General features: G+C 42.7%; 1 protein-coding gene. It reads right to left on the bottom strand.

Going from position 1 to position 836, the window contains the following annotated elements:
* Nucleotides 1-361: 361 nt before the first annotated feature.
* The coding region (locus WEIDD23_RS14550; RefSeq protein WP_242865437.1) for a S1C family serine protease at nt 362-836 on the bottom strand (475 nt) is incomplete at its 5' end.

The raw sequence follows: 836 nt of genomic DNA, 5'->3' as shown, positions 1-836 counted from the left end.
GTTTGGAATTTAGTGTTAATTAATACCAACGAAAAAGGTTCGACAGCTTATGCTATCGAACCTTATTTTTTGTACAAAAAAAGACCATCGTGCAAGAGGGGGAACGCAACGATGGTCCGCCGCCGGCTACTATCGCAACCAGCGAGGGGGGTGTCACGCAGTTTGGGGAACTGCGTGACGCTTCATGTACTTTGGGGAGTAATGAAATCCACTAGGAACAGTGGATAAATATATAATAGCCAATTCGTATGAATTTTATGTAAATAGAATGTTTCAATTGATTAACAAAACTAACTTTCAGTAAGAAATTAGTTGCAAAAACAGGACACATCGCAAAATGTGCCCTGTTTTTCACGTTTTTTTAGTTTTGATTTGCTTCTGACTTCGTTGATAATGAGCTCGTCGTCTTCGTCAATTTCACGTCAGTCGTCTTTTGCTTACCATCGCGGTAGTAAGTTACCTTAATCGTGTCACCAACCTTGTGCTTATACAAAGCATCTCGCAAGTCACCAGAACCAGTAACCTCAGTATCGTCAATCTTGGTAATCACATCGTACTTCTTCAAGCCCGCAGTCGCTGCTGCTGAACCATCTTCAGTACTGATGACCACGACACCACCTGAAACGCTGGTTGGCAACTTCAAGATTGTTGATTGATCCGTCGTTGAGACGTTACTCAAATCAACCATTGAAACGCCCAAAGCTGGTCGTTCAACCTTTCCATTCTTCTCCAACTCGTTAATGATGTTGACTACCGTATTAGCCGGAATCGCAAATCCCATTCCTTCAACCGACGTACCGTCAGTTGACGATGCCAACTTCATTGAGTTGATACCA

Source organism: Weissella sp. DD23 (genome assembly GCF_001579105.1).
GTDB classification, from domain to species: Bacteria; Bacillota; Bacilli; order Lactobacillales; family Lactobacillaceae; genus Weissella; species Weissella cibaria.
Note: the sequence above shows the minus strand (reverse complement) of the source record. Positions and strands in the feature narration are given on the sequence as shown.